Source organism: Paenarthrobacter sp. Z7-10 (genome assembly GCF_026932795.1).
In the GTDB taxonomy this organism is placed as follows: domain Bacteria; phylum Actinomycetota; class Actinomycetes; order Actinomycetales; family Micrococcaceae; genus Arthrobacter_M.
In genome coordinates this window covers 47,793-69,813 of the sequence record NZ_JADPVH010000016.1, presented here as the reverse complement: position 1 = coordinate 69,813, position 22,021 = coordinate 47,793, and the positions used below count along the sequence as shown (strand labels likewise).

Below are 22,021 nucleotides of genomic sequence, written 5' to 3'. Positions count from 1 at the left end.
ACGTTTCTTTGGATTGAAGGCTATTACAACACACGTCGCCGCCATTCAACGCTCGGCTATTTGACGCCAGCCGAAATTGAGTTAGGCTATAAATCTATTCACGAACTCGCGGCATAATCCCGAGTCCACAAAAACGGGAACACTCCAGTCTATGATGCTGCGTGTATTGGCCGGAGCTAGCTGGGCGACCCACGCTGTCGCTTCATCCAGATACACGCCGTGCACCTCGGCGTCCAAAACAAGCAGCTCGGCCAGGTCTGCGCCGTCGTGCCGTGCGTGGTCGTTATCAAGGGGGTGAGAATGCGCTGTCATACCTCGACTTTAGGTGTCGTGTGCCGGAATGGCATACACTCTTGCTTATGACGCAAGAACTTCCTCTCGATACGGTGATCCGCCACCGTATTCGTGGCCTCCGGCTGGCCCGCGGCTGGTCCCTGGATGCACTGGCAGCCCGTTGTTACCTCAGTCCGTCCACTTTGAGCCGAATCGAAACTGGTCACCGCCGGATCGCCCTCGACCAGCTGGTTCCGATCGCCCGGGCTCTCGATAGCACCCTCGATCAGCTGGTGGAGTCCGCCAACGACGAGGACGTGGTGATCCGGCCCCAGCCTGAACACACGCCGGGACTGACAACCTGGATCCTGTCCCGCGAACGCGCTCCGCACGGCGTGAGTGTCGCAAAAATGCGGATCACCTCCGAACAGCCGAGAGCAGCGGCACAGTTGGGTGTGCACCCGGGCCGCGAGTGGTTCACGGTACTCTCCGGTACCGCACGTCTGCAGTTGGGTGAGCGAACTATTTTGCTGCAGGCAGGCGATGCCGCCGAGTTCTCGACCATGGTCCCGCATGCCGTCGGCGCCCATGACGGTCCGGTGGAGATTCTCACCATCCTTGACCACGACGGCGAGCGCGCTCACCTTCACGCTTCGGATGGAGCCCGGCTTCCGTGATGCCGGCCTCCTGGCGCACACCATGCGTCGGTGTTTCGGACGCTTTGCTGTGTTCCGTGATGCCAACCACCTGACGAGCGGGGGCGGGCAAGAAGCAGGCGCTCTGGCCCCGGCTCAGTCTTCGATGGTGGCGAGAATGGCTCCGGCGGCGACCGTGTCCCCGGGCTTGGCGCTCAATCCAGTGACAGTGCCCGAACGATGTGCGGTAAGTGGCTGCTCCATTTTCATGGCTTCCAGAACCGCGATTAGGTCCCCTTCCGAGACGATGTCTCCCTCGGCCACTGCCACTTTAACGATGGTGCCCTGCATCGGTGAAGCCAGCGAGTTACCATTGGCAGCCACGGGTCCGGAGCCGCCACGGCGAGCGGATTTTTTCGTCTTGGCCTTGCCGATGGACGCCTTGGTCACGCTGGCGGAGAGGGAAGCGGGCAGGACCACCTCAAGCCGCTTGCCATCCACCTCCACCGTGATGCGTTGTCGGTCGTCGCCGTCGGCCTGTGCTGTCACTTCGGCGCCGTTAGTGGGCACGAAGGCCGGCAGGTTGTTGACGAATTCCGTTTCGATCCAGCGCGTGTGCACGGTGAATGGCTTACCGTCCAGGGGAGCGAACGCGGGATCCTCGACGACGGCGCGGTGGAACGGCAGGACGGTGGGCAGCCCGGTGATTTCCATTTCCGAGAGGCCACGGGCGGCGCGCTGCAAGGCTTCGGTTCGTGTTGCCCCAGTGATAATGAGCTTGGCGAGCATCGAATCGAAGTTGCCACCGATCACCTCCCCCTCCTCCACTCCCGAGTCGACGCGGACGCCAGGGCCGTTGGGAAGTTTGAGGGTCTGGACGGTGCCAGGTGCGGGCATGAAGTTCCGGCCGGGGTCCTCGCCATTGATCCGGAATTCCAGTGCGTGGCCGCGCACCTCCGGGTCGTCGTATCCGAGCGCTTCGCCGCGCGCGAGCCGGAACTGTTCCCGGACCAGATCGATTCCGGTAACCTGCTCGGACACCGGGTGTTCCACCTGCAGGCGCGTATTGACCTCCAGGAAGGAGATGGTGCCGTCGGTGCCGACCAGGAATTCGCACGTCCCGGCGCCCTGATAGCCGGCTTCCCTCAGGATGGCCTTGGAAGCTTCATATAATCGTGTGTTCTGCTCGGCCGACAGGAACGGCGCGGGTGCCTCCTCCACCAGTTTCTGGTTGCGGCGCTGCAGCGAGCAGTCGCGGGTGGAGACGACGACGACGGTGCCGTAGGCGTCCGCGAGACACTGGGTTTCGACGTGGCGGGGGGAATCCAGGAACCGCTCCACGAAGCATTCACCACGGCCAAAGGCAGCTGTGGCTTCCCGTACGGCGGATTCGAATGCCTCCGGAATTTCACTGCGCTCCCGAACAACCTTGATGCCGCGGCCACCGCCACCGTACGCGGCCTTGATTGCCAGCGGAAGGCCGAAGGCGTCGGCGAATTCGAGGACTTCCTGCGCGGACTGAACTGGATCTTTGGTGCCCGGAACCTGCGGGGCGCCCACTTTCTCGGCAATGTGGCGGGCCTGGACCTTGTCCCCGAGGGCGGCGATCGCGGTGGGCGGTGGCCCGATCCACAGCAGGCCGGCGTCAAGAACCCGCTGGGCAAATTCGGCGTTCTCGGATAGGAAGCCATAGCCGGGATGGATGGCGTCCGCGCCGGATTGAGCTGCGGCATCCAGTATCTTGTCCATCATCAAGTAGGACTCGGCCGCAGTATCCCCGCCGAGCGAGTACGCCTCATCGGCCAATCGGACGTGCAGGGCGTCACGGTCCGGGTCGGCATAGACGGCGACCGAAACGATGCCTTCATCGCGGGCCGCGCGGATCACCCGGACCGCAATCTCTCCACGGTTGGCGACCAGCACCTTGGACATAGCCGCGGCGGGCTGTGAAATACTCACGCAAGTCTCCTTCTTTTCCTTCTCGGAGCCTAACCCGGTTCTGAGGTTTTAGCCCACGAACCGTGCCGTCAACGCGGGCACTTGCCTAGTTCTTTGTAGGATGCCTACAAAGGGTCAGCCGCGGCGCAGGACGTCGGCTGGTGGGCACAGGGCCCAAAGTTCGGTGATGGAAACGTTCGTGCGTGCCAGCAGTTGGCGCAAAGTGGAAACAGAGAGGCCGACGACGGTATGCGGATCGCCGACGATGCTTGTAATGAAGGCTCCGCCCAGGCTGTCGATGGTGAAAGATCCGGCGACCTGCAGGGGTTCACCGGTGGCAAGATAGGCATCCATTTCCTGCTGGGTCATTTCCGCGAACTGGACCTCAGCGGAAGCGACGGTACCGACGGTGGCTCCCGTGCCGCCGTCGACCGTCTGCCGGTTGTCTATCAGCCAGTGGCCAGTGTGCAGAACACCAGAGTTGCCGCTCATCTTTGCCAGCCGCTCGCGCGCCACGTGGACCTCGTATGGCTTGCCGTACGCCTGGCCGTCCTGTTCGAACACGGAATCACAGCCCAGCACCAGTGCATCTTGGCTCTGTGGGAGCGCGGCCACCGATTCCGCCTTGGCTCGGGCTAACACCAGCGCTGTGTCGTGCGGATCGGTAATGCCGTAACGGGCCGTTACGGCATCCTCGTCCACGTCCGAAATCAGCACCTCGTGAGCAATGCCGGCGTCGCTCAGGAGCTTCGTGCGGGCAGGAGAGGCAGAGGCCAGGATGAGGCGGAGTTCAGTCACGGGTCCAAGCTTAGTCCGGCATTGCGTGCAAGAACGGACGGGCTACGATCCCGGGGTAAGGACCACCGACCAAACCGCGCATTTGCTGTCCGGAACGACGAGGGGCGTTGCGGCGAATTTACCACTGCTCCCTGGATCGAGCGGTCCGCTGTCTCCGAGCAGCGATGTGATGCGGCCGCCGCCGGTTCCGGTGGTTTGGGACCGTTCCAGCACCCGCGCATCAGCGGTCCAGCCGTTGTCTACGCTGGACTTATTAGCCCAGTAGGAGACCAGCGTGCTGGCAGGGGTGCCGATGGTTACTGCTGGCGTTGACCGGGTGTTGCTGCTGGTGAGCTGGATCTCAGAAACTGCTGAGTCGATCCAATTGGGACCGGTGACTCCGGAATAGGCGACCATTTGAAGAGCCGTCTTGGCAATAGAGGTCAACGGAACGGTGATCGGTGATCCGGTATCAGTTGCTTGGGCAGTTTTGGCCCACAGCAACGTCTGCATGGTACCGCCGGCCCTTGACCCGACGAGCCGCCAACCGCTGCCGGAAGGCGGGCCGGCAACGGGGGATGTGGTGTTAATCGTGGCGAAAAGCAGGATGCCGTCCCCCGCCTGCACCGTGTCTGGTTCGGTGACGGTCGGACTGGTGCTGTTGACGTTTGTTTGAGCTGCTGCCCGGAAAACCACGCCGGGGGATGTGCCCGCCTCCGCAGTAACCGAAACGGTCTTGGTTGCAGTTCCGGTGGCGCCCACGTCGTCGGTCACTGTGAGGGTCATCGTGTAGGTTCCGGCCGCCGCGTAGGTATGTCCTGTGGTGGGTCCGTTGGCACTAGCGCCGTCGCCAAAAGTCCACGCATAGGCGCCAATTGTTCCGTCACTGTCCGTGGAACGGCTGCCGTCAACGGCTACGTCCAACCCGGTATTACTGGATGTGATCGCCGCCACAGGTGGCTGATTGACCGGCGGGGGCGAAGATGGAGCCAAACATGCCTGAACGTCCTGCGTTGAGGCTGCCTTGCAGTAGGTCACGTTGTAAATGTCGCCCACCACCTGGTCGGTGTTCTCGCTGGGGGAGGGCAATCCGTATTTGTTGGCCACGCTGAGCCAACCGGTGGAACTAAAAGAACCGGTTGCCGCTACCGTGGCGACGTTCCTGGTGACTACCGGGCCGCCAGCATCGAGCCGGGTTGTTGCCAATGTGACTGTCGACTTGCCGTTTGCACCGTCCGGATCTTTGACGCAGCTGACGAGGTACGTGCTTCCGTCAAGGAGGGCCTGGGTCCCGCGGATTACCGGGATCGTCGTCGGGCTCAGTGAACCCGCGACGCGGCACTCCGGAAAGACTGCGTTGGAATTCGTATGGCAATTGCTGGCCTGAATCTTGAGTTGCGATAGGTTAGTGCCAAATCGGCCAATTTGGGTGTAGTTATGAGAATCCTGGAAGCACTTTTGGCCGCCGACCAACTGATGGGTGAATTTTATTTCCCCGCCGTAGGCTTCTGCAGCGGTAGCGCTCAACGTGGGGCCGGAAGAAGGACGGGCGAATCCAACTGAGGATTTGTTAATGGTATCGCCGTTAAAATGGATGGCAGCTCCGCCGGCCGCTACGGACACGTCGCCCTGCAGGGACAATGTTGCCGTTGAGTTCTGCTGCGCCGCATTCGGGATCGAAGTCAGCGAAGCTCCAAATGTGTACGAATACAACAACGGATCTGCCGCGGCTGTAGCCGCTGGTGCCAGTAGCGGACTCAAAACGACGAGTGCAGCCGTTGCGGCAACGACCCCATAGATTCGCTTTGTGCTGCCCAAAAGGATCACGGTGTCCCTCACATTCGGAAATAGTGCGAATAGGCTCTTGTCCATCCACTTTCGTGAACAGGCATCTGGCCCCCAGCACACCGTAATCGGAGCATATCCCTCCGTGAACTTGAGGTCCAGACTTTGGCACCAGGGAACGAAAAAGGAACACCGTCCCAGGAGGACTTTTATGCCGATGGGATCGATACACGGGCCACGGCAGTGTGGGCTCAGTCGGAACTGCGCCTGCCCCGTCCCTGATGGATGTCAATGTGTCAGCGGCGTTGAAATCCGTCCACGAGGCGGGAACGGATCAGGAACCGAACGCCTTCAGGGGACGCGACCGAGAAGCCGCTGCCCCGGCCTTTGACGACGTCGACCGTCAGATGGGTGTGGCTCCAGTAATTGAACTGCTCCTTGGACATCCAAAACTCAAGTGGTTTGGAGCCGGTCGGCTGGGCCAAATCGAAGCGTCCAAGCAGGATGTCCGCGTTGCCGGTGATGAATTCGCCAGCCGGAAAGCACATAGGGGAAGAGCCGTCGCAGCAGCCTCCGGACTGATGGAACATCAGTGGCCCGTGCTGCTCCCACAATTTCAGCAGCAGCTCCACGGCCGTCGAGCTCAATGCCGCGCGCGAGGACTGTTCCCCCGGAATGGTCACGGTTGAATCCAGTGGGACGGTGGTCATGGCGGCTCCTCCTGAGGATGGATGTAGAACGGGCGCGCCGGTCTGCGCGTCGGCGCGGGGTTGCTCCCGCGCCGCTCGGCGCGGGGTTGCTCCCGCGCCGGTCTGCGCGGGTTTGCCGGCGGCCCGGGTCGGCAAGACGTTGCTGGCGGTCCGGTCAATGCCGGTGCCGGAATGGTGGCCAGGGTCTGTGCGGCAGCGGCTCCAATCGCCGGTACCGCACAGACCGAGCAGCGCTTAGAAGAAGCCCAGCTTGTTCTCCGAGTAGCTGACCAGCAAATTTTTGGTTTGCTGGTAATGATCGAGCATCATCGCGTGGTTCTCGCGCCCGATGCCGGAGGACTTGTACCCGCCGAAGGCTGTACCCGCCGGATATGCGTGGTAATTGTTAACCCAGACCCGGCCCGCTTGGATCTCGCGGCCCGCCCGGTAGGCCATGTTCCCGTTTCGAGACCAGACACCTGCGCCGAGCCCGTACAATATGTCGTTGGCGATATGCAGGGCGTCCGCGTAGTCGCTGAACTTTGTTACCGCCAGCACCGGACCGAAGATTTCTTCCTGGAAGATCCGCATGTCGTTGGTTCCCTCGAAGATTGTCGGTTGAACGTAGTAGCCCTCGGCCAGGTCGCCGCTCATGTCCGCCCGGCCTCCGCCGGTGAGCACCTTGGCGCCTTCCTGCCGGCAGGTCCGCGATGAGCTCCATCAGTACCAGGATGGAGGTAGGGGTCTGTTCTGCCGGTTTAAGCACGACGGCGTTGCCCGCGGCCAGCGCGGGGGCCAGCTTCCAGACCGCCATCAGGATCGGAAAGTTCCAAGGAATGATCTGACCCACCACGCCCAGCGGCTCATGGAAATGGTAGGCGGTGGTGTCGTCGTCGAGCTGGGTGAGACGGCCCTCCTGCGCCCGGACCACCGAGGCGAAGTAGCGGAAATGGTCTGCGGATTTGCAGGCTGTCCCGGTAGGGACTTCGCTGCCGCAGGGCTTTCGGTTCCGCGGGCGGCGGCTGCTGTCCGCCTCCGGACTGCCGGGTCGGGGACGCGGCGGCCGCGATGACTGGAAAGGTTGCCCCGAATACCATCGTGCGGCGGGCCGCACGCCGTGGTCCAGACGTATGTTGCTGCAGTCGCTGGACCCGCAAATGGGCTTCGGCGGCTGCCACCGTTGCCTCGACCAAGGACAGAGTGTGGATACCCACCGCCTCCTGGCCTCCGGTAATGTCCACCACCCCGAGCACGCTGCCGGAATCCGGATCATGCAGCGGAACGGCCGTGCAGCTCCACCGATGAACGTCCGGATTGTAGTGCTCGGCGCCGGCGATCTGCACACTTTTGCCCAGGGCCAAGGCGGTTCCGGGTGCGATGGTGCCCACCGATGCCTCCGACCAGTCCGCGCCGGTGACGAACCTGATCCCTTCGGCCCGGTTCCGCAGGACGGAATCGCCCTCCACCCACAGCAGCCGACCGTGTTGATCGCCAATGGCCACCAGCAGGCCGGTGTCAGAACTGGGACGCACCAGCAGCTGCCGGATCACGGGCAGAATGGCGGCCAGAGGGTGGTTACGGCGGTACTCCTCCAGGTGGTCCTGATCCCACAGCGAGGTGGCGGGCCGGGCAGCCGGCGTGCGGAGATAACGTCGGGACCGGTCCCAGGATTCGCTGATTACCCGCCGCAGCTGGGGAAACTCCTGTGCGGAGCCGACACCGCCGACGTCGAACTGGTCATGGGCGCGGAAGGCGAGCCGCTGCAGCTCCGCGCTGGTGAGGTCATCAGCGGCCAACGAGCGCCGCGGACGCAAAGTGCCGGCGGTCACCTATGGGCCGGACTGTACGCGGGGCTCGCCGCGGTAGGTCCCGAACGTCCAATGGTTACCCTCGGTGTCGCGCGCAGAAAATTCCAGGCTGCCATAGTCCTGCTGCACCGGTTCGGTGACCGAGCGGCCGCCATGGTCCACGATGCGCCGGTGCAGCGCGGGGATGTCCGAACAGACAACATAGGCGGCAAAAGTGCCCGGTTCCACGGTGAACGGACCTTCGGGTTTGTGGCTTCCCAGCATGATCCCGCCGCCCTCTGGCCAGTCCAGCTGGGCGTGCGCGACGGTATCGCCGTCCAGATCGACGGCCGTCTTGAGGAAGCCAAAGCAGTCCACCAAATAGTCGATCAGGACCTTGGCGTCGCGGGCCTGCAGACTGGGTCAGACGGTCGGCGGCGGGAGGGCGCCGGTGACCCCGGTTTCGTGAGCTTCGGACATAAGCCCAGTATCGCCGCCCGCCAGCCCATCTGGCCAGCGTTTCCTGCCGGTCCGCCAGCGCAGCCGGACGGTCAGGAGTCCGCTTCGACGAGTTTCCCTTTTGCATCGTCAGCCGGATTGCCAGCGTCGTCCGTGTCCTGACCCGGCTTCCGCGCTTTCTCCGAGCCGTTTCTGGTTTCGCCGGAGCCCGAGGAGCCAGAGGAGTTCACGGAGCCAGAGGAGCTCGCGGAGTCTCCGGAACCGCCCGGGTACGCGTCATTGTAGGCATTAGCCGGATGACCGGAGTGGTTGGAGTGACGTGGCTGGTGGCTGGCGTCGGGGCCGGAGTGACCGGCATGGTCTGCGCCTCGCGCGTCAGGCGCAGTCGCCGCCGCATGCCGTCCCCCGGACGGCCGCTCCAGCTTTGCGCCCTCCACATCCACGTCGGGCAGGATATGGTCCAGCCAGCCCGGAACCCACCAGGCGGTCTTACCCAACAGGTGCATAGCCGCGGGGATAATGGTCATCCGCACCACAAAGGCATCCAGCAATACTCCGAAAGCCATCGCGAAGCCCAGCGGCCGAACCATGGTCAGGTGACTGAAAATGAAGCCGGCAAAGACGCTCGTCATGATGATGGCAGCGGCAACCACCACCCGGGCCGCATGGCTGAAGCCCGTTCGCACGGCCGCCCTGGCATCTTGGCCATGAACGTAGGCCTCGCGCATGCCGGAGACAATGAACACCTGATAATCCATGGCGAGGCCGAAGAGCACCCCGATCAGAATGATGGGCAGGAAGCTCAGCACGGCTCCGGGGTTCGGCACGTCGAAGATCGCGCTGAGCCAGCCCCACTGGTATACCGCAACCACGCCTCCGAAAGCGGCGGCAAGGGAGAGCAAAAAGCCCGCCGTGGCCAGGATCGGAACCAGAATTGAGCGGAAAACCAACAGCAGCAGAACCAGCGACAGGCCGACGACGATCACCAGGTACAGCGGCAGGGCATTCCCGAGTTTGGTCGAGACATCCACGTTGGCCGCAGTCTGACCGGTCAGCCCAATGGTGACTCCGGTGTCTTTGGTGATTTGCGCGCCCTTGGCGCGCAAATCGGCGATGACCTGCACGGTGCTGGCACTGGCGGGTCCCTCGGTGGGGATGACCTGAAACACAGCAGTTTGCCGATTGTCGCTGAGAGCGGCGGGTACTGCCGCGACGACGTTGGGTACCGTACGCAATTCGTCGGCAACCTTCAGTTCCAGCGCCTGGGCAGCAGTGGCGCTCCGCCCCGCCGGCAGCGAGCCGACGGCGATGATGGGCCCATTGACGCCCTCGCCGAAGTTTGTGCCCGTCAAGTGATAGGCCTGGTAGGCGCTGGAATCCACGGGCTCGGAGCCGCCATCGGGCAGGGCCAGCCGCAGACCGGCGGCCGGGACGGCAATGATTCCAAGCGCGACGACGGCGGTAACGAGGGTGGCGACGGGGTGGCGGGTGACGAATCCGCCCCAGCCCTTGCCGCTCTTGGCATTGTCCGCCACGGCGGCATCCGCTGCGGTGGTTTTTTTCTGCTGGGCCTGAGCCTTGGTCCAGGCCCGCTTTGAGATCAGTTTGGTCCCGATCAGGCCCAGCATTGCCGGGGTGAGGGTCAGAGCCACGAGTACGGCGATGGCAACTGTGGCAGCGGCGGCCACGCCCATTACGCCCAGAAACGGGAGCCCGGAGACGGTCAATGCGGACAACGCGATGACCACTGTGAGCCCGGCGAACAGCACGGCGTTACCCGAGGTGCCGGTGGCCTTGGCGACCGATTCTTCCATACTCATCCCGGCCAGTAACTGCTGCCGGTGCCGGTTGACAATGAACAGCGAATAGTCGATCCCTACGGCCAGTCCGAGCATCAGCGCCAGGATCGGGGAGATGGAGGACATCTCGATCACTCCGCTGAGGGCGAAGCCGCCGCCGACTCCTACGCCGACTCCGATGATGGCCATGATGAGCGGCAGGCCGGCGGCAACCAGGGTGCCCAGCATGAGGATCAGCACGGCGGCGGCCATGGCGATGCCGATGACTTCTGCCGTACCGAAAATCTCCGATACATCCTGGGTGATTTCCTTGCTCGGGTACACCAGCACACCGGATGTCGCGGCCAGCTGCACCGCATCCTTTACCTGCTCACGGGCCTCGGGCGAAATACTATCTATCGAGCCGGTGAACTGTATCTGCGCGATGGCGGCCTGGCCGTTTTCGGAGACAAAGCGGATGGCCAGTGAGGCGGTGGCCGCGCGCTTGCTCAGGGCGAGAGTGGCACTCTGCTGCGCAAGTTCGGCCAGGCCGTCGTCGTACGCCTTTTTATTCTTGTCATAGGTAGCCTGGCCCGTTGCCAGCTGCTGCCGGCCCGCGTCGATTTGAGCCTGTGCCCCGGCCAGTCTGGCCTGCTGTGCGGCAGAAATTCCTTTGCCGGACGCCGCCGCGTCCGTCGTCTGCTGGTTCAGCTGCGCCTGGCTCGCGTCCAGCTTGTCGGCAGCGGACTGTAATTGGGCCGCGGCGGCGTCGAGCTGCGGTTTGGCTGCATCAAGCTTGGCCTGGGCTGCCGCGAGTTTCTGTTCGCCGTCGGTGATTTTGGCGCTGGCACCGTCAATGGCCGCCTGTGTGTTGAATGGGTCCGTGACGCCGCGGACATCCTGGATCGATGCCGACTTTTTCAGAGCGGCGCTGACGGCATTTTTCTGGGCCTGCGTGAACGGCTGCCCGTTCGCGCTGGCGAAGACCACGCTGCCGCTGCCGCCGGCGGATGTGGGCAGCTCGGCCTTGAGCTTATCGGCAACCTGCTGCGTCTCGGTGCCGGGGATCTGGAAGCTGTTCGAGGTCTGACCGTGGAAGAGCAGCGCGGAGCCGCCCACCAGCACCACGATCAATGCCCACGCGGAAATCACCCACCAGTGGCGCCGGAAGGAGAATTTACCGAGGCGGTAGAGCAGCAGTGCCATGACGTGTCCTAGGGAATTTGGGTGAAACGGGAACGGGGGAGCGGGAACGGGGCTGCGCGGGTTGAGTCCGCGGGTATCAGCCGCGCGAACTAGGGGTTAAAGCCGCTGCGAAGGTGGCCGACCGCGTCAAAGAGCAGTTGCCGCAGGATTGCCAGCGAGGTTTCGCTGGTATCCGGCCCGCGCTGCTGGAACCACACCTCCATCGCGGCTCGGCCGCTGGCGATAATGGATCCGACCAGGGCGTGCAGGTACAACTCATCATCCACTTTGCCCAGGCGGTTGGTCGCGGCCGCGATGATGCTGGTGCTGCATTCGTCCCAGGCCTGAAGCTGGTAGCGGGAGAGCTGAGGATGATTCTGCGTCAGGGCATATGTTTCGGCGAGGAGCGCAAGGTCGCGTGGACTGCCGACGGCGGTGAGCGCGTGCTGAGCGGATTCCAGCAGCGGCTCATCCGAGGGCCGGCGGAGGAGCTGCTCGATCACAGAGTCGAGATATTTCTGCGTGAAGCTGGCTATAGCTGCCTCGGCGCTGGAGAAATAGTTGAAGAAGGTCCGGCGGGAAACGCCAGCGGTCGCGGCGATGTCGTCCACCGTGAATTCGCCCATTCCCCTGCTGCGCAGCAGCTCCAGCGCAGCGGCGGCGATCGCGTCCCGGTTGGCGGTCTTGTTCAGTTCTCGCCGCGAAGGCGCTGCTGTTTCGGACATGTCTCTACACTAAGTGCAACTTTGCACTCTGTGCAAATCACGGCGAACCAGTGGCTGATCCTCGCGGCGCTGTCCGAGCTGAGCTTCCTGTCACTGCTGGCCGGGCCGGTGGCGCTCCTGCTGTCCATAGGGCGCTTCGGCGCGATGCTGAGGTTTATTGTAGCCGGCTTCCGGCGTTCAACTTCTTGGCTGGTTCCGGGCCTCATGGGCAGACTGTCCGGTGGATCCGGCTTCGCCGGCGGACAGCGGTATGGCGAAAACGGCCGTTCCATAGGCGCAGACCTCAGTCCAGTTCTGGCCCATTTCGCTGGTGTCGAAGCGCATGGCGACGATGGCGTTTGCGCCCTTTTGCTGCGCTTCGCTCACCATCCGACCCATCACTTCGTGCCGGCTCTCGTACAGGGCCTGAGTCATCTCCGGCAACTCGCCGCCTCCCAGCGCACGGAAACTGCCGGTGAACTGCGCGCCGAGGTGGCGTGAACGGACTGTCAGCCCCATCACCTCACCAAAGACGGCATCGATCCGGTAGCCGGCGATGTCGTTCGTCGTCACGATGATCATGGTTTCCTTCCTCGAACGTCCTGCGGGGTCCGTCTCCGCAGCCGGTGCCTTCGGCACAGCGTACAGCGGAGGCAACGGCCCGAAAATCGGCGGGAACCACTGGTCCCTGCCCCGTTCAGCTGAACGCCGCCCTGACGCAGGGCCGTCGTCGTCGATCCGCCGCTGCCGTTACCCTTCAACAGCCACCGGGCGGTCAGGACTACTCCGGCCCGCTCGACTCATCGATCGCCACCAGCGCCAGCCCCGTCTCGGGATCGACGCGCTTGCACAGATGGGCCGGGGTCTCGGTTAGGACGACCTCCATGGTGGGAAAGACGGTGACACTTTGCAGATGGCCGCCGACCGCAGAGGAGTCCTTGCGCCCCAGCACCAAGTGGGCATGCAGGGTCGGCTGGTCATCTTTGGTGGCGATGTCGCCCAGCAGGGAGAGGATCTCCACTTGTTCGTCAAAACTGGTGCTGCGGTATTTGCTGATCTCAGAGTCGAAGTAGCCCAGGGTGGCGCTTCGGCATGCTCCCACCGCCGTGAGGCTTGCGCCCGTGATGTCGTGGTCCTTGGCGAAGCGCGGGATCTGCTCGAACGCCTCGTCCCCCTTGTCCAGAATGAGGACGAACGTGCGGAGAACGTTGTCCTCATACACCTGCTTGCTCTTCATCGCGTCCTCATTTCGTGGCGGTGGCCGTCGTCGTATTTTCAGCGTATGGCCCGTGGCGTACGGCCGCAATCGGACCCCTGAGCGCACGCCTGCCCCGGTCCTTCTGCTCAGTGGCATGGGCGTCTCGGTGGGCAGAACGTGCTTATGCTCAGTCCCGGGCGCGTCTGGGTGAGCACAATCGCCCGGACAGTCACCGGCGGCGCGGAGGTAGCGAGGCCCGGGATTTTCGGCGTGAATTACCCCAGCAGCGCCTCTTTGAGGGAGTCCAAACCCATCGAGCCGACGTTGAGTGCCTTGGTGTGGAAGGCCTTCAGATCGAAGTCCTGCCCATCGCGTTGCTGGAGCTCATCCCGAATCTGCTCCCAAAGCCGCTGGCCGATCTTGTAGGACGGCGCTTGGCCCGGCCAGCCGAGGTATCTGTTGAACTCAAAGTTCAGTTGCCCCTCGCTGATGTCCAGGTTTTTGCGCAGGAATTCATACCCTGTTTCGGCCGTCCAAGTTCCAGCTCCCCAGCGCGGTGGGATCTCCAGCTCCAGGTGGACGCCGATGTCGAAGACCACCCGGGCCGCACGCATCCGTTGTCCATCCAGCATGCCCATCTTGTCGCCCGGATCGGCGAGGTAGCCCAGCTGATCCATCAACCGCTCCGCGTAGAGCGCCCAGCCTTCGCCATGTCCGGAGACCCAGCAAACGTTGCGGCGCCATTTGTTCAGAAGTCCACTCTGATAGGTCGCGGTCGCTACCTGCAGGTGATGACCGGGCACCCCCTCATGGTAGACGGTGCTGGTTTCCGCCCACGTGGTGAAGGAATCCTCGCCTGCGGGCACGGACCACCACATCCGGCCGGCACGGGAGAAGTCCTCGCTGGGTCCGGTGTAGTAGATGCCGCCCTCCTGTGTCGGCGCGATCCTGCACTCGATCGTTTTCATGATGTCAGGAATATCGAAATGCGTATCGGAGAGATCGGCGACGGCCCTATCGGAGAGCTCCTGCATCCAGGACTGCAGTGCCTTCGTTCCGTTGAGCTGCCGGGCGGGGTCTTCATTTAGAATCCGTTTGGCTTCGTCGATGCTGGCCCCGGGCGCAATCTGATCGGCTATCTGCTCCTGTTCGGCAATGATCCGGTCCAGTTCGGCGACGCCCCAAGCGTAGGTTTCGGTCAGGTCGACGGCGGAACCGAGGAAGGTGCGTGAGGCAAGTTCGTAGCGTTCCCGGCCCACGGCGTCCGTTTCCCCAGCGCTGGGCAGCAGCTCATCACGCAGGAAATCCCGCAGCTTGGCATAGGCGGCTCGTGCTGCATCGGCTCCAGAAGCCAGCTGATCGATCGTGCGCTGCGGGAGGGTGCCGTCGGACTCGTTTGGCGTGGAGTCCTCTGCCGGCGTGCCGTCCTGCTCCGGGACGGAACCAGAGTCCAGAGCGGAACCTTCCGCGGCCGTTGGGCCCGTGGTTTTGGCATCGGCGACGAAGCTGGCGAAAAAGCCGTCGTCCTCCGTGTGCCGCTCCGCCTGTTCAATCACGTTGTTGACTTGTCTGCGGGCGGCGACCAAGCCACGTTCCTTGCCAGCCCGCAGCGACAGGATGTAGCCGTCGATGGCCGCGGGGACGTTGGCCAGCCGGCCCGCGATGTGCTCCCACTGCTCAACGGTGGAGGTGGGCATCAAATCAAAGATGGCGCGGATATCCTGTGCGGCGCAGGCGATATTGTTCAAATCTGCCAGATCCCATCCGCTCTGGTGCACCTCCAAGTCCAGGCCCAGCCGTTCGCGCATCGCGTGGACGGTCACCCGGTCCACATCGTCGGCGGGCTGCAGCGTCCCCAGCTGGTCCAGCGTGTCAGTGGCCGCAGCAGCCATGGCATCGTGGCCAGCGGGGGAGTAGTCCCGGTATTCGGTTTCGTGCCCCGGAATGCCCAACATGGTGGCGAAGCTGGGATCCAGGGCCATGAGTTTGTCCGTGTAGGCATCGGCGACAGCATCGATGGGGGTCTGCGGGCGGCTGGGTTTTGAGGCTTGAGTAGTCACCCGTCGAGCCTAGCTGGCGATGTTTGAGTTAGGAAGGGTTCACTGAAGCACGGTTCGCGCTAAGAGACTCTTCGGAGAAAGAGCGGCTCCCTGTCACCTCGACTGGACATCGCGGTACAGCCGAACCGTATTGCGCATCGCCATTGTCACCGTCATGGGGCCAACGCGCGGAATGAACGCTGAAGCGCGGTCGGTGATGGTCGGCTCGAAATTGCGGTGCTCGGAGAAGTTGGCGCAGATGGCACCGTACTTAATTTCCTCCGGGCCGATAAGTTCGAAATTCTTCGACGGCACTCCTGTGACGACGACGTCGGCCTGGGCGAGCGCCTGCTGCCGGCTGATGTCCGTCCGGCTGACCACGTGGGCCTCCCGACCGATTGAAGGCTGGAACTTTAACGCACCGTCTATATCAAACGAGATCACTTCGGCGCCGTCGTTGGCCAGCATGGCGGAGAGCGGCCGGCCGACGATGTCGCTGCGGTTGATCACGCATACATTCATCCCGGCCAATGGTGCTTCGGTGCCCGATGTCCCGGCCGGCAGCCCAGCATGCTGGAGCAGTTTGAGGATGGCCAGCGGGGTGCATGGCAGGATCGCCTGCTGCGTGCGCTCCTCGTCCAAAAAGCGCCGGTTCTCGTACAGATAACGGCTCCAGAAGGAATGCATACCCTCCACGTCTTTGCGGGGATCCACCAACTCCCGCAGCCAACGGTCCGCCTCGCCATTTTGCATCGGGTAGTAGACGAAGACTCCCTGCACGCTGGGGTCCCCGTTCGCGGCACCGATGGCGTGTTCGATGTCGGCACCGTCCACGGTGCGCAAATCGAAGTCGATTCCTACGGATTCACAGCCGCGCCGCGTGTATCGGGCGTAAGTGGCCGCGGGACCGTTCCCGTGTGCGAGAAAGCCCACGATCCGAAGCGGGCTGTCGAGCTGGGCGACCTCGGAGCGTAAATTCTCCCGGTAGTTCTCGGCCAATTCAGTCGGATTGATGATTCGGGCGCTCATCGGGTCTCCTGAGCATGGTGGGTCTGCTGAGATTTTTGAGTCTTTTGTGCCGTAGCGGCCTTCTGCGCCTGGGCTGCCTGCCGTGCTTGCGCGGCGAGTTGGCCACTGGCGCCCTCAATCCGCGCCGAAGTTCCGTCCCGCCGGCGAACGATTTCCGCAGCCGCCGCGGGTTCGACCGCGGGCAGGTTGACGTCGACGGTGTGCAACGCCGCGCGGTAGGATCCCATCAGCAGATCGGCGCCGGCCAGCACATCACTGGCGACGAGCGGCTTGACCTGCCCAAGTATCCCTGCGGCGAAGATCACTGTCTCGGCGATGGTCTCGGCCAGGCACATCGGGGCTTCAGCGGCCGCCTCGCTGAACTGTGCAATCCTTGCCCGGCGGGTATGCCGTTCGTCCTCCGACGAGCGCGGCAGCCGGTAGGCAGACATCAGGTTTTCAAAGGCGATGACGTCGGCGCCGGCACCAGCCGCGAGCCGTTCGGACAGTTCCTCGCCGCGTGCTTTTGCGGCGGCAAGAGGAGCATCCATATCCGCGCGGGCGGTTACGTCAGCGGTCCCGGCGGCGGTCGTCACGGCAAGGGCCATCTGTACGAGGCTGCAGCCCAGCGTGGCCGTCACCGCCGAAACCGATTCACCACCGGGGGTCGGGTCGGAACCCGAAGTGCGGGCGCGAAATTCGTTCAGGGAAAGGTCCCACAGCTCGACGCCGGTCTGCGCGGCGGATGTGCGGGATTCGGGACTGTCTAGCATCAGCACCATCATAGGCCGCGGCAGCGGGATCGTGTGCCCGCCTTCGAGCGCCCGCGTTCGGGGGAGCGGTCAGCGGGGCTTCGACCGTCACCGGAGCAGTAAAGATGGAGGAGCTTGGACCTCACGGATACGGGCGCCCTCGCCGGGGGATGTAGTTGGGTGGTGCGGATCAGCCGCGGCTGCGGCGCCAGGCGCCGGGTCCGGGTTTGGGGCCGAGCCGGAGGTGCTCGCGCCGGACCCAGTGCCGGGCGGGGGAACGGACTGGTGCGGCGGCCTCCGCCGGCTGGAGGGCGAGCACGACGGCCGTCAGCGCGGCCAGTTCCTCGACCGTGGGATGGCCGCGGACAACAGTCAGGACCGGGGTCTCGACTGGCTCTGACCGGTTATCGCCGGGCTGGACGGCTGTCACAGCGGGATGTTCCCATGCTTCTTGGCCGGCAGGCTGGCCCGTTTGTCGCGCAGCGCCCGCAGGCCTTTGATCAGCTGGATCCGGGTATCCGAAGGGGCAATCACGGCATCCACGTAGCCCAGTTGGGCCGCCTGGTAGGGGTTCAGGAGCTCTTCCTCGTACTGGTGGATGACTTCCTGGCGTTTGCGCTCCACGTCACCGCCGGCCTGTACCACGGCGGCCAGATCACGGCGGTAGAGGATGTTCACCGCACCCTGGGCACCCATCACCCCGATCTGCGCGGTGGGCCAGGCGAAGTTCAGGTCCGCGCCCAATTTTTTGGAACCCATCACAATGTAGGCGCCACCATAGGCCTTGCGGGTAATCACTGTCAGTTTGGGCACCGTGGCCTCGGCATAGGCGTAGAGCAGCTTGGCGCCGCGGCGGATAATGCCTTGGAATTCCTGATCCTTGCCGGGCAGGAACCCCGGCACATCGACCAGCGTGATGATGGGAACGTTGAAAGCATCGCAGTGCCTCACGAAGCGGGCGGCCTTCTCAGAGGCATTAATGTCCAAAGTGCCGGCGAACTGCATGGGCTGGTTGGCCACGATGCCCACCGTGTGGCCTTCGATCCGGCCGTAGCCAATGAAGACGTTCGGCGCGTAGAGCGCCTGCATCTCCAGGAAATGGCCGTCGTCGACGATCTGTTCGATCACCGCACGCATGTCGTAGGGCTGATTGGCCGAATCCGGAATCAGCCTGTCCAGGACCAGATCGCCCTCGTCGAGCTCCAGTTCCTGCTCATGTTCGGTCACCGGGGCCTCGGCCAGATTGTTCGAGGGCAGGAAGTCCAGCAGCTCACGGACAAATTCGATCGCATCCGCCTCATCTGTCGCCAAATAGGTGGCAGTGCCGGTGTTGGAATTGTGCTGGCGCGCTCCGCCCAATGTTTCCATGTCCACGTCCTCGCCGGTCACGGTCTTAATCACGTCCGGTCCGGTGATGAACATATGGCTTGTTTTGTCCACCATGACCACGTAATCCGTCAGTGCGGGAGAGTAGGCGGCACCACCGGCACAGGGTCCCATGATCAGGGAAATCTGCGGGACCACGCCGGAGGCATGGACGTTGTTGCGGAAGATATCGGCGAACATCGCCAGCGAGGCGACCCCCTCCTGGATTCGGGCGCCGCCGCCATCGTTGATGCCTACCACCGGGCAGCCATTGCGCAGCGCAAATTCTTGGACCTTGACAATTTTTTCGCCATTAACTTGGCTCAGCGAGCCGCCGTAGACACTGAAGTCCTGGCTGTAAAGGGCAACCAGCCGGCCGTCCACTGTGCCATAGCCCGAAACGACGCCATCACCGAGTGGCTTCTTCGTTTCCATCCCAAAGGCGGTGGAGCGGTGCGTGGCGAGGGCATCGAATTCCACGAACGATCCGGAATCCACCAGCAGGTTGATGCGCTCGCGGGCCGTGTTCTTGCCGCGGGCGTGCTGTTTCTCGACAGCCTCCGGGCCGGAAGGCTGCGCCGCCTGGTGCGTCCGATCCCGGAAATCCGCGATCTTGCCGGCGGTGGTCGTCAGATCGTGGCTCATGTGCTCTCCGGCTCGGGTAGACAATAGGGCTGCTTTCCTGCGGTAAAACAGTTTTCTGCGTTGATTCGGTGCCGTTCCCGGCGTTAAGTAGGAACTGCACAAATTACATCGCTTTGACTCCAGTCTAGTAAGGGCTTGGACGGGGGCCGCTGTAGAAACCCTACAAGTTCGGAGGCCGCTAGCTGGGAAGATCGAATGATGTTACCGGCCAGTAACATCGTTGGCGCGTTCGTACTAGGCTGAGCGCATGACTTCCAGTACCGCACCCGCATCCGCCGATGGAGCCAACGTCGGTCCAGGCTCCAGCCCTTCAGCGCAGCCGTCGGGACGGTCGCTGTCCGGACGCACGATGTTGGTCTCCGGCGGGAGCCGGGGCATCGGATTGGCCATCGCACTGCGGGCCGCCCGGGACGGGGCGAACATTGTGCTGCTGGCAAAGACCGGCGAACCGCATCCGTCACTGCAGGGCACGGTCTTCACCGCGGCGGAGCAGCTGCGCGCGGCCGGCGGTCAGGCGTTGCCGCTGGTCGGCGATGTGCGTAAGGACGACGACGTTGCTGCCGCCGTCGAAGCCGCGGTGCGGACGTTCGGAGGCATCGACGTCGTGCTCAATAACGCGTCAGCCATCGATCTGTCCACAACCGACGCGCTGTCCATGAAGCGCTACGACCTGATGGCTGACATCAACGTGCGCGGCTCGTTCATGCTGTCCAAATTTTCCCTGCCGGCGTTGCGGCGCTCCGCGAATCCGCACATTCTCACGCTGTCTCCGCCGCTGAACATGACGCCGCACTGGGCCGGATTGCATCTGGGCTACACAATGGCCAAATACGGCATGAGTATGACAACGCTTGGACTGGCTGAGGAGCTCAAGGACGATGGCATCGCGGTGAATTCACTCTGGCCGTGCACCATAATTGACACGGCAGCCATCCGGAATCTGCCCGGCGGCGAACGGATTGCCAAGGCTGCGCGGAGGCCTGACATCATGGCGGACGCGGCCCACGCTATCCTGACCCGTCCCAGCCGCGGGTGCACCGGAAATTTCTTCACGGACGAGGAAGTGTTGGGCCACGAAGGGATAACGGATTTTTCCGGATACAGCTTGGGGGCGCCCGAGGACCGGCTGGTTCCGGACATTTTCCTCTAAGTGCTGGTGGTGGATAGGCGGTCCTTCCAGTCAGGTGCGGTGGAAACCCGCTTATGCGGTGTCGGCCAGCACCGCCTAAGCGGTTTAGGGCAGCATGAATCGGTTTGGGACAGCTGTTGGCCCCCGCTGCCGATCCGCTTCGCTCCGGGGCTGACCAGTCCCTCCGGATAGGATCAGTGGCATGACCCCCGACCCTGAGCCCCTGGATGTCGGTGTCCTGCGCGGTGTGCTGTTGCAGCCCGCCGGTCAGTTCGCCCGGGTGGATCTGGTGCGCAGGACCGGCTCCACGAACGCGGACCTGGTTGCGGCCGTCTCGTCCCCGGCTTCGGAGCTGTGGCCGGATCTAAGCATGTTATGCGCCGAGGAGCAGAGCTCGGGGCGCGGCAGGATGGATCGCGTCTGGAATGCACCTCCGGGCAGCTCGGTCATCGTGAGCGTGCTCCTTCGTCCGAACGCCCACGGAAGAAATCTGGCTCCCGATGCCTGTGCTTGGATGTCGATGCTGGCTGCTTTGGGGCTGATCGATGCCCTGGATGTGGCCGCCGGCATTTCTGCGGAGCTGAAGTGGCCCAATGACGTGCTCGTGGCTGGCCGGAAAGTGTCCGGAATCCTGGCCCATCTGGTACCGGTGAATTCGGGTGCCGGTGCTGGGTACGGCACTGCGGTCGTGCTCGGAACCGGCATTAACGTTTCGCAGACCTCGCCGCAGCTGCCGGTTTCCACTGCCACCTCGCTTGCCTTGCAAAACGCCGACACGCTGGATCGGAACATTCTGCTGGTTGCCTATATGCAACGCTTTGCGGCGCTGTACCGGTCCTTCTGCGACGGCGGAGGTAGTCCACGGCTGCCGTTGTGGGAGGGCAAGTCGCTGCTGCAGCTGGTGTCGGCACGAATGGCCACGCTGGGCTGCGCGGTACGGGTGGAGTTGCCCGGGGGGCGCATGCTGCACGGTGAAGCCATCGGTCTGGACGCCCACGGATCCTTGCTGGTGCGCGATGGAGCCGGAAGCACTCATCCCGTCTCCGCCGGGGATGTGGTCCATCTGCGCAGGCAACAGCCCGACGGGACCGTGGCCTATGCGTAGCTGGTTGGCGCCGGGGGAACAAGTCATTGTGCAGAGCCGTCCACAGGCCAGGTCGCTGACCCTTCCGGTTGCGGTCTTCCTGGTGATACCGGCTGTGGCCGGGTTCGCGTTGGCCTGGCTTAGCCGCGGCTCGGTCGGCCGGCTTGCCCCCGCGCTCGTTGGTTGGCAAACGGCGCTGATGACCGCCGTCGTCGTTCTGGCGTCCTTGGCGTGGATCGTGTATCCGCTCCGCCGCTACCTGCGATGGGCCGGAACCCGCTATACCCTGACCAGCCGGAGGATTGTGGTGCGTAGGGGCTGGTTGCGGCGCTCACGGCAGGACATTCCGCTGGCAACGGTGCGCAATCTTGGCTCGCGGCAGTCGGGTCTTCAGCGAATATTGAGGTCCGGGACTATAGCCTTAGATCTGGGACAGGGGGAATCGGCATTGATGGCGGATATGCCGGAAGTGGCCCGATTCCGCAATTTTGCCTTGGCCGCCATCGACGAGTTGCCGCACAGCTCCCTGGCGCGCCCGGAGAATGACTGGAATTTCGCGGATGACGGCGACGGCCATGGAGAGGAGGATCCGGACAATGAACGACGATAACTACGTGCTGGAGACTCCTGGGCAGCTCGCCGCTGGGTCGTTGGAGACTCCGGGGCGGTGCGCCGCGCAATCGTCGGAGGACGGAGCCGCTGATCGCGTGCCCGGAGCAGCGGAGGATGCTGGTGCTGCCGGGGTCGTCCTGCCTGCGGAAGAAGCTGGTCCGGCCGACAATCCCCCCGGC

20 protein-coding genes and 1 pseudogene are annotated in these 22,021 nt (G+C 63.6%); 4 read left to right on the top strand and 17 right to left on the bottom strand.

The window, feature by feature from the left end; all coding sequences use genetic code 11:
- Window positions 1-81: 81 nt before the first annotated feature.
- Window positions 82-312, bottom strand: coding sequence for a hypothetical protein (locus IV498_RS07010; protein WP_269045848.1), 231 nt, complete (start codon window positions 310-312; stop codon window positions 82-84).
- A 47-nt stretch (window positions 313-359) separates the two neighbouring features.
- On the opposite strand from IV498_RS07010, the gene IV498_RS07005 reads away from it, so the two are divergent.
- Entirely contained in the window at window positions 360-950 is a 591-nt protein-coding gene (locus tag IV498_RS07005) for a helix-turn-helix transcriptional regulator (RefSeq protein WP_269045847.1), read from the top strand.
- 114 nt (window positions 951-1,064) lie between these two features.
- Here IV498_RS07005 and IV498_RS07000 read toward each other — a convergent pair whose 3' ends face one another.
- The 16 genes and pseudogenes from IV498_RS07000 to IV498_RS06925 all read right to left on the bottom strand — a co-directional run bounded on the left by IV498_RS07000 (window position 1,065) and on the right by IV498_RS06925 (window position 19,017).
- Window positions 1,065-2,840, bottom strand: coding sequence for an acetyl/propionyl/methylcrotonyl-CoA carboxylase subunit alpha (locus tag IV498_RS07000; protein ID WP_269045846.1), 1,776 nt, complete (start codon window positions 2,838-2,840; stop codon window positions 1,065-1,067).
- 141 nt (window positions 2,841-2,981) lie between these two features.
- Complete coding sequence (locus IV498_RS06995) at window positions 2,982-3,644, bottom strand: Maf family protein (RefSeq protein ID WP_269045841.1); 663 nt, start codon at window positions 3,642-3,644, stop codon at window positions 2,982-2,984.
- A 42-nt stretch (window positions 3,645-3,686) separates the two neighbouring features.
- Window positions 3,687-4,730 carry a PKD domain-containing protein gene (locus IV498_RS06990; protein ID WP_269045840.1) on the bottom strand — a complete coding sequence of 348 codons (1,044 nt, stop codon included), beginning with the start codon at window positions 4,728-4,730 and terminating at the stop codon, window positions 3,687-3,689.
- A gap of 974 nt (window positions 4,731-5,704) precedes the next feature.
- Window positions 5,705-6,118 carry a DUF779 domain-containing protein gene (locus IV498_RS06985; protein WP_269045839.1) on the bottom strand — a complete coding sequence of 138 codons (414 nt, stop codon included), beginning with the start codon at window positions 6,116-6,118 and terminating at the stop codon, window positions 5,705-5,707.
- Window positions 6,119-6,352: 234 nt separating this feature from the next.
- A pseudogene (locus IV498_RS06980) lies at window positions 6,353-7,058 on the bottom strand (aldehyde dehydrogenase family protein); the annotation flags it as partial.
- A complete protein-coding gene (locus tag IV498_RS18850) occupies window positions 6,961-7,563 on the bottom strand; it encodes a GAF domain-containing protein (RefSeq protein ID WP_330059258.1) in 603 nt (200 codons plus the stop codon). The pseudogene IV498_RS06980 and the gene IV498_RS18850, both read right to left, overlap by 98 nt.
- 363 nt (window positions 7,564-7,926) lie before the next feature.
- Entirely contained in the window at window positions 7,927-8,301 is a 375-nt protein-coding gene (locus IV498_RS06970) for a VOC family protein (RefSeq protein WP_330059256.1), read from the bottom strand.
- A 134-nt stretch (window positions 8,302-8,435) separates the two neighbouring features.
- On the bottom strand, window positions 8,436-11,327 hold the full coding sequence (locus tag IV498_RS06965; RefSeq protein WP_269045837.1) for an MMPL family transporter: 2,892 nt from the start codon (window positions 11,325-11,327) through the stop codon (window positions 8,436-8,438).
- An 89-nt stretch (window positions 11,328-11,416) separates the two neighbouring features.
- The gene (locus IV498_RS06960) at window positions 11,417-12,031 is read right to left on the bottom strand and encodes a TetR/AcrR family transcriptional regulator (RefSeq protein WP_269045836.1); all 615 of its coding nucleotides are present in this window, start codon (window positions 12,029-12,031) and stop codon (window positions 11,417-11,419) included.
- A 177-nt stretch (window positions 12,032-12,208) separates the two neighbouring features.
- Window positions 12,209-12,592 carry a YbjQ family protein gene (locus tag IV498_RS06955; RefSeq protein WP_269045835.1) on the bottom strand — a complete coding sequence of 128 codons (384 nt, stop codon included), beginning with the start codon at window positions 12,590-12,592 and terminating at the stop codon, window positions 12,209-12,211.
- A gap of 199 nt (window positions 12,593-12,791) precedes the next feature.
- A complete protein-coding gene (locus IV498_RS06950; protein ID WP_269045834.1) occupies window positions 12,792-13,247 on the bottom strand; it encodes a PPC domain-containing DNA-binding protein in 456 nt (151 codons plus the stop codon).
- Window positions 13,248-13,483: 236 nt separating this feature from the next.
- A complete protein-coding gene (locus IV498_RS06945) occupies window positions 13,484-15,268 on the bottom strand; it encodes a DUF885 domain-containing protein (protein ID WP_269045833.1) in 1,785 nt (594 codons plus the stop codon).
- Between the two features lie 93 nt (window positions 15,269-15,361).
- Complete coding sequence (locus IV498_RS06940; RefSeq protein WP_269045832.1) at window positions 15,362-16,276, bottom strand: bifunctional methylenetetrahydrofolate dehydrogenase/methenyltetrahydrofolate cyclohydrolase; 915 nt, start codon at window positions 16,274-16,276, stop codon at window positions 15,362-15,364.
- On the bottom strand, window positions 16,273-17,028 hold the full coding sequence (locus IV498_RS06935; RefSeq protein WP_269045831.1) for a cyclodeaminase/cyclohydrolase family protein: 756 nt from the start codon (window positions 17,026-17,028) through the stop codon (window positions 16,273-16,275). The genes IV498_RS06940 and IV498_RS06935 overlap by 4 nt, the downstream gene beginning before the upstream one ends.
- A gap of 169 nt (window positions 17,029-17,197) precedes the next feature.
- Window positions 17,198-17,437 carry an acyl-CoA carboxylase subunit epsilon gene (locus IV498_RS06930; protein WP_269045830.1) on the bottom strand — a complete coding sequence of 80 codons (240 nt, stop codon included), beginning with the start codon at window positions 17,435-17,437 and terminating at the stop codon, window positions 17,198-17,200.
- Entirely contained in the window at window positions 17,434-19,017 is a 1,584-nt protein-coding gene (locus IV498_RS06925) for an acyl-CoA carboxylase subunit beta (RefSeq protein WP_269045829.1), read from the bottom strand. Before IV498_RS06925 ends, IV498_RS06930 begins: the two co-directional genes overlap by 4 nt.
- Before the next feature lie 247 nt (window positions 19,018-19,264).
- Here IV498_RS06925 and IV498_RS06920 point away from each other — a divergent pair, with 247 nt between their 5' ends.
- The 3 genes from IV498_RS06920 to IV498_RS06910 all read left to right on the top strand — a co-directional run bounded on the left by IV498_RS06920 (window position 19,265) and on the right by IV498_RS06910 (window position 21,840).
- Window positions 19,265-20,167 carry an SDR family oxidoreductase gene (locus IV498_RS06920; RefSeq protein WP_269045828.1) on the top strand — a complete coding sequence of 301 codons (903 nt, stop codon included), beginning with the start codon at window positions 19,265-19,267 and terminating at the stop codon, window positions 20,165-20,167.
- 181 nt (window positions 20,168-20,348) lie between these two features.
- Window positions 20,349-21,251 carry a biotin--[acetyl-CoA-carboxylase] ligase gene (locus IV498_RS06915; RefSeq protein ID WP_269045827.1) on the top strand — a complete coding sequence of 301 codons (903 nt, stop codon included), beginning with the start codon at window positions 20,349-20,351 and terminating at the stop codon, window positions 21,249-21,251.
- Window positions 21,244-21,840 (top strand): PH domain-containing protein, encoded by a 597-nt coding sequence (locus IV498_RS06910; RefSeq protein ID WP_269045826.1) that lies wholly within the window; start codon window positions 21,244-21,246, stop codon window positions 21,838-21,840. The genes IV498_RS06915 and IV498_RS06910 overlap by 8 nt, the downstream gene beginning before the upstream one ends.
- Window positions 21,841-22,021 lie beyond the last annotated feature (181 nt).